6 protein-coding genes are annotated in these 7,116 nt (G+C 61.6%); all 6 read left to right on the top strand.

The features are described from left to right. Nucleotides 1–138: 138 nt before the first annotated feature. Nucleotides 139–1,464 (top strand): C4-dicarboxylate transporter DctA, encoded by a 1,326-nt coding sequence (locus tag DYL61_RS22830; RefSeq protein WP_193559454.1) that lies wholly within the window; start codon nucleotides 139–141, stop codon nucleotides 1,462–1,464. A 172-nt stretch (nucleotides 1,465–1,636) separates the two neighbouring features. Beyond that, nucleotides 1,637–2,338, top strand: coding sequence for a FadR/GntR family transcriptional regulator (locus DYL61_RS22835; RefSeq protein ID WP_135310214.1), 702 nt, complete (start codon nucleotides 1,637–1,639; stop codon nucleotides 2,336–2,338). Nucleotides 2,339–2,355: 17 nt separating this feature from the next. Further along, nucleotides 2,356–3,042: a GntR family transcriptional regulator gene (locus tag DYL61_RS22840; protein ID WP_135310215.1), complete on the top strand. Its 687-nt coding sequence runs from the start codon at nucleotides 2,356–2,358 to the stop codon at nucleotides 3,040–3,042. A gap of 72 nt (nucleotides 3,043–3,114) precedes the next feature. Further along, nucleotides 3,115–3,651 carry a sigma-70 family RNA polymerase sigma factor gene (locus DYL61_RS22845; RefSeq protein ID WP_135310216.1) on the top strand — a complete coding sequence of 179 codons (537 nt, stop codon included), beginning with the start codon at nucleotides 3,115–3,117 and terminating at the stop codon, nucleotides 3,649–3,651. Beyond that, on the top strand, nucleotides 3,648–4,577 hold the full coding sequence (locus DYL61_RS22850) for a FecR domain-containing protein (protein WP_135310217.1): 930 nt from the start codon (nucleotides 3,648–3,650) through the stop codon (nucleotides 4,575–4,577). Before DYL61_RS22845 ends, DYL61_RS22850 begins: the two co-directional genes overlap by 4 nt. A 93-nt stretch (nucleotides 4,578–4,670) precedes the next feature. After that, complete coding sequence (locus tag DYL61_RS22855; protein ID WP_167497992.1) at nucleotides 4,671–7,079, top strand: TonB-dependent siderophore receptor; 2,409 nt, start codon at nucleotides 4,671–4,673, stop codon at nucleotides 7,077–7,079. Nucleotides 7,080–7,116: the final 37 nt, after the last annotated feature.

A 7,116-nucleotide genomic window follows, 5' to 3' on the forward strand; every position in this document is an offset into this window, starting at 1 on the left:
GACCAACTGGTCAGACCGGGACCAGTCAACCCTTGAATATTTACTTGTGATTTCAAAAAAACCCGGCGTAGACTGGCCCCGCACTGGACTTACCGGTATGACCACAACAATTAAGCCCTGGAACCACCAGGGCACCGAATAGAGATCCCTCCCATGCTCAGATGGTGCTCGCGTTCGATTTTCCTGCAAGTCGTGATTGGCCTGATGCTAGGCATAATGTGCGGCCTGGCCCTTCCCGAATTTTCCTCGCAACTCAAACCCCTGGGTGACGGCTTTATCAAGCTGATCAAAATGCTGATTGGCCTGATCGTATTCTGCGTGGTGGTCAGCGGTATTTCCGGTGCCGGCGACTTGAAGAAAGTCGGGCGTATCGGCCTCAAGTCGGTGATCTACTTTGAAGTGCTCACCACGGTCGCCCTGGTGATCGGCCTGATCATGGCCTTCAGCACCGGTATCGGCCAAGGCGCCAATATCCACCTGGAACAGTTGTCGTCCGCCGGTCTCAATGAGCTGGCTGACAAAGGCCAGCACATCCGTGGCACCAGCCAGTTCCTGATGGACCTGATTCCCAACTCGGTGATCGGTGCGTTTGCCGACAACAACGTGCTGCAAGTGCTGTTGTTCTCGGTACTGTTCGGCAGCGCGCTGAACCTGGTGGGCGAAGCCGCCTCCGGTATCTCGCGGCTGATCAACGAACTGAGCCATGTGATCTTTCGCATCATGGGCATGATCGTGCGCCTGGCGCCCATCGGCGTATTTGGTGCCATTGCGTTCACCACCAGCACCTACGGCCTCGACTCGCTGCAACACCTGGGCAGCCTGGTGGGCTTGTTCTACCTGACCTGCTTTGCGTTTGTCGGGATCATTCTGGGCGTGGTGATGCGCCTGTCCGGCCTGCGCATGGTGCCGCTGCTCAAGTACCTGCGTGAAGAATTGCTGATCGTGATGGGCACCGCCTCGTCCGACGCCGTGCTGCCACAGATCATGCGTAAGCTGGAGCACCTCGGGATTGGCAGCTCGACGGTGGGCCTGGTGATTCCAACGGGGTATTCGTTCAACCTCGACGGTTTCTCCATCTACCTGACCCTGGCCATTGTGTTTATCGCCAACGCCACCGGTACACCGCTGTCGATGACCGACTTGCTGACGATTCTGCTGGTGTCGCTGATCACCTCCAAGGGCGCCCACGGGATTCCGGGGTCGGCGCTGGTGATTTTGGCCGCGACGCTGACCGCGATTCCGGCGATTCCGGTGGTAGGCCTGGTGTTGGTGCTGGCGGTGGATTGGTTCATGGGCATCGGTCGTGCGTTGACTAACCTGATCGGCAACTGCGTCGCCACCGTGGCCATCGCCCGTTGGGAAAAAGACATCGATATCCAGCGTGCCAACAAGGTGCTCGATGGCCAGCAAGGGTATGCGTTCCAGGCGAAGAAGCCGGTGCTGCCGGCGCATCAGGAGTTCTAACCCGTTTTCCTAGGCAACACTGTTCAAATGTGGGAGGGGGCTTGCCCCCGATGAGGGAGTGTCAGTTGATATACCTGTAACTGATCCACCGCTATCGGGGGCAAGCCCCCTCCCACAGTTAGTCCATCGCCAATTTCACAATTGTGTTTACAACTTACAAGGAGGCGTAGACGTGATCAGCACCTCGACTGTCGTCAATTCAGTGGTAGAAAAACTGCGCGCCGCCCTCAAGCGCGGCCAATGGCGCCAAGGCGAAATGCTCCCCGGCCAGCGTGAACTGGCCGAACAGATGGGCATCAGCCGCCCGAGCCTGCGCGAAGCGGTGATCGTGCTGGAAACCCTCGGCCTGGTGCGCTCCATGCCCGGCAAAGGCGTGGTGGTGCTGGAGACCAGCATCAGCGAACCGCAATCAAGCGATGCCGTGGCCGAGGCCAGCCTGGAAGACATCCTGCAACTGCGCTACACCCTCGAACCCTTCATCGTCGGCCTGGTGGCGCAGTCCATCAGCAGCAAGGAAGTCGGCCAACTGCGCCTGACCCTGATGGACATGCGCGAAGCCCTCGACGCCGAAGACGCCGAGGCGGGCATGAATGCCTACATTGGCTTCCACGAGGAACTGTTCGCCCTCACCTCCAACCCGATCTTCCAGAACGTGGTGCAACAGACCAGCAATGCCCTCAAGCAAAGCGCCCAGGTGCTGCGCAATTCACCGGAACACCTGGCCGAACGTCTGCGGGAGAACGAAGCGGTGGTGCGCGCCATCCGCAATAAGAACAGCGCCCTGGCCAGCGCCGAAATGCGTCGGCACATTCTCCAGGAAGGAGAACGCATGGGCATTCGCTTGAACATCCCGGATGACCATCTGGGCAGCTGATTTTTTGGAGACCGGCCATGACTGCTTATGCGTTGCAACACGACCCTATCTTCCCTGCCCTGCGTTTGATCGGCGGTAAAAAGCCCTCGGTGGATGACATCTACCCGCGCCTGTTCGACGCCATCCTCGAACAGCGCATCGCGCCGGCCAGCCGCTTTACCGAAGAGAGCCTGGGCGAATCCTTTGGTGTGAGCCGCAGCGTGATTCGCCGGGTATTGGCCAAACTGTCCCATCAGCAAGTGGTGATCCTGCGCCCCAACCAACGCGCCCAAGTGGCCGCGCCGGATGCCCAGCAGACCCGGCAGATCCTCGAAGCCCGGCGCCTCACGGAAATCACCGTGGTGCAACTGGCCTGCGTGCACGCCACCCCCACCCAAGTACGCCAGCTGCGCGAGTTGATCGCTCGCGAACGTGAATGCATCGAGCGCGACCAGCGCGGGCCGGCGATTCGCTTGTCCGGCGAGTTTCACCTGCAACTGGCGACGATGGCGCGTAATGCACCCTTGGCACAATTTCTCAACAGCCTGGTGCCGTTGACCTCGCTGATCATCGCCCAGTACGAGGCCAAAGCCTGCACCTACTGTGCGTGGCAGGAACATGTGGCGATTGTCGACGCCATTGAGCAACGAGACGCCACGACCGCCGTCGCGCTGATGACCCAGCACCTGGATCATCTGGAATCGAAGCTGCTGAAACTCAACTGACGGTGGTGGCCGGTTGTCACCTGCGCGGGAATAATTGATAATCGCTCTCATTCCCGCACAGAATGTTACAAAATGCCGCCAGCCACGTCCCTTGCCCGCCCCCAAGCCTCAGCCCTGCGTGAACAGATCCTGCGGCAATTGTTTGGCGATCATCACGGCTGGCTGCTCGACCGCTTGCGCGCCCGGCTAGGTTGCCGTCACGATGCGGCCGACATGGCCGCCGAGACCTTTGTGCAGGTTGTGGCATTACCCGCGCCGCAGAGCATCCGCGAACCCCGCGCCCTGCTCACCACCATCGCCAAACGCCTGATCTACGACACCTGGCGCCGCCGCGACCTGGAGCGCGCCTACCTGCAAGTGCTGGCCGCCCAGCCCGAAGCGGTCGAACCTTCCCCCGAAGAACGCGCGCTGACCATGGAAAGCCTGATGGCGGTGGACGCCCTGCTCGACGGGCTATCGCCTCGTGCGCGCACGGCATTCCTGTGCAGCCAACTGGATGGCATGAAGTACGCCGATATTGCGGCCCTGCTCGGTGTCTCGACCATTCGCGTACGCCAATACGTGGCCAAGGGCTTGCGCCTGTGCTGCAGCGAGCTGCTCGAATCATGAGTTCCCGTGCCGCCATCGAACAAGCCATCGAATGGAGCGCCTGCCTGCGGGATGAGTCGCTGTTGCCCAGCGAACGCCACGCGTTCGAACGCTGGCTGAATGCCGACCCCTTGCATGCCCAGGCCTGGAACGCCGTGCAAGGCCACGTGCAACGGGTGTTGATGCCAGCCGGTGAAGCCCAGGCCCGACGTGTTTTGCAAGCGCCTCGACCTAGCCGTCGCCACCTGTTGCGCGGTGCCTTGGCCCTTGCCGGAATGGGCGTGGCGACCCAACTGTTGCGCCAACCGGGCATGCCCCTGGCGGAATTGAGTGCCGACCTGCGCACCGGGACTGGCGAGCGCTTAAGCACTCGACTGGCTGACGGCAGCCGCCTGGTGTTGGATGCGCAGAGCGCAGTGGATATCGACCTGAATACGCACGTGCGTCGGTTGTCACTGCGCACCGGCAAGATCATCCTCGACATCCGCCGCGACCCGCGCCCGTTCAATATCCTCACCCCGTTCGGCAGCGTGCAGGCCAATGGCGCTCGACTGATGGTGGCCGCTTATGAATCGTTCACCCATGTATGGGCCTTGGGTCCGGGCGTGCATATCACTACCCGCAGCAACGCGCAGTTGGAACTGCAACCGGACCAGGGCGCCCGCTTCAACGACCGCATCGAGCGCCTCGCCGCCAACCGCAGTGGCGAAGGCCATTGGCAGGACGGCTGGCTCAACGTGCAGGACTGGCCGCTGGGCGACGTGATCGCCGCGCTGCAACCCTATCGCCGTGGCGTATTGCGCGTCAGCCCAAAGGCCGCACGACTGCGGGTTTCCGGCGTGTTCTCCCTCGACCACAGCAACCGCGCCCTCACAGCACTTGAGCAAACCATGCCGCTGCGCATCCAGCGCTACAGCGATTGGTGGGTCAGCGTCGACCTCGCGTAACTATTTTTGCGCGCGCCTATATCGCTTTTTCACGCTCGTTGGACATACCCCATGAACCGCCCACGAATGCGGACCGCCAATGGAGCCCTCGCTATGTCCCGCTGTACCCGTACGTTGCTTCCGCTTGCCCTGCTGATGGCGCCGATGGCCCATGCCGCTACCTTCGACCTGCCGCCCGCCGGCCTGGCCACCACCTTGGGTCGCATCGCCCAGCAAAGCGCCCGCGAAATCGTGTATGAACCCAGCCTGGTCTCGGGCCTGCAAGCACCCGCCGTGCGCGGTGACATGAGTACCGAGCAGGCCCTGAGCCAGGCGCTGTCCGGCTCCGGGCTGGGCCTGGACACCACCGAAGGCGGTGTATTGACGCTCAAGCCGTTGCCCTCCGGCACCGTCAACCTGGGTGAAACCAGCATCAACGCCCGCAGTCTCGACAGCGAAGAAATCGGCGACACCAGCTACGTGGTCAAGCGCAGCCGTGGCGGCAGCAAGACCGACACGCCGCTGGTAGAAGTCCCGCAATCGATCTCGGTGGTATCGCGCAAACAGATGGACGACCAGGCAGTGCAGGACGTGAGCCAGGCCGTGCGCTATACGCCGGGCATCTACGGCGAATACACCGGCAGCAACAACAGCCGCGAGCAGTTCCGCGTGCGGGGTTTCTCGCCGTATGTGTTCCAGGACGGCCTGATGTTGCCCTATGGCGAAAGTGGCCAGGGCAGCATGTCCGAGCCCTACGGCCTGCAAAGCGTCGAAGTGCTGCGCGGTCCCAGCTCCATGCTGTATGGCCTGAGCCGCCCGGGTGGACTGATCAACCTCACCAGCAAATTGCCCAGCGCCACACCGATCCACCAAATCCAGGTAAAAGGTGGCAGCCACGACCTCAAGCAGCTCGGCTTTGACTTTGGCGGCCCACTGGATGATCAAGGCGAATGGAGCTACCGCCTGACCGGCCTGGTCAAGGACAGCGGCACCCAGGTCGAGCACGTCGACAACAACCGCAACTTCATCGCCCCGGCGCTGACCTGGCGCCCCAACGATGACACCTCCCTCACCCTGCTTGCCCTATACCAGCGTGACTGGGGCGGCACCACCGAGCAGTACTACCCGCAAAAAGGCTCACAGCAAGGTTCGCCCTGGGGCCATATCGGCAGTGACACCTTGCTGGGCGACCCGCACTACGACCAGATGCGCCGCGAGAGTTATCAACTCGGCTACCTGTTCGAGCAACACCTGAACGACACCTGGACCCTGCGCCAGAACCTGCGCTGGAGCAAGGTCAACATCCAGAACCGCTCAGCGTTCAACAACGGCTATGCCAGCGCCACCAGCCCAACGCTGTTGCGCCTGGCCTCGGACATCAAGCGCAATATCCAAATCTTCAACGTCGACAACCAGGCCCAGGCGAACTTCAACACCGGCGCGCTGGAACACACCTTGCTGATGGGCGTGGATTTTCGCCGCAACGCGCTGGACAACGACGTGGTCAACGGCACGTTCACCTCGATCAACCCCTACAGCCCGAGCTACAACGGCAGCGTGAGCAACCAGTACGTCGGCCGCGACATGTACCAGACCCAGAAACAGACCGGCGTCTATCTGCAGGACCAGATCAAGCTCGACCGCTGGATCCTGACCCTGGGCGGCCGTTACGACTGGGCCAAATCCACCAGCGACTTCCGCCCGGACCGCGCCACCCCGCGTGACCGCGTAATCAAGCAAAACGACGAAAAAGCTACCTGGCGCGCCGGCCTCGGTTACCTGTTCGATAACGGCGTGATGCCGTATTTCAGCTACTCGCAATCCTTTGACCCGACGCTCAACACCAGCGTCAGCAGCACTACACCGATCTTCAAACCCACCGAAGGCGAGCAATATGAAGCCGGCGTGAAATACCAACCGCCCGGCCAGGACAGCTTCATCACCGCCTCGGTCTACACCCTGACCCAGAAAAACCTCACCACCGCCGACCCGCTGGACAACCGCAACACCGTGCAGATCGGCGAAGCGCGCAGCCGTGGGTTCGAGCTGGAAGGCAAGGCTGTGCTGAGCCACAACCTGTCGTTGATCGCGTCGTACACCTACACCGACAGTGAAGTCACCAAAAGTGGCTATGTGACCTCGGCGTATACCGATAAAGGTTATGAGTTGCCGTTCACGCCCCGCCACCAGGCGTCCGCGTGGCTGGACTACACCCTGGAGGACGGCCCGCTCGCAGGCCTGGGCCTGGGTGCCGGCGCCCGTTATACCGGGGTGTTGTGGGGCAGTTCGGCGGTGTCCACCGTTGCGGCGCGTGATCGAATCCAGAGCGGCAACGTGACGGTGTTTGATGCGGCAGTGCATTACGACCTGGGCAAGTTGTCCAGCGAGTTGCAGGGCACGCGGGTGGCGGTGAATGCCAGCAATCTGTTCGACAAGGATTACGTGACTGCCTGCACCAACAACACCGCGTGCTACTACGGCCCGCGCCGCAATGTGACAGCCACCTTGACCTACGACTGGTAACCCTACCCTCTAAAACACAGGAAATCCAAATGTGGGA

The organism is Pseudomonas nabeulensis, assembly GCF_004682045.1.
GTDB lineage: Bacteria > Pseudomonadota > Gammaproteobacteria > Pseudomonadales > Pseudomonadaceae > Aquipseudomonas > Aquipseudomonas nabeulensis.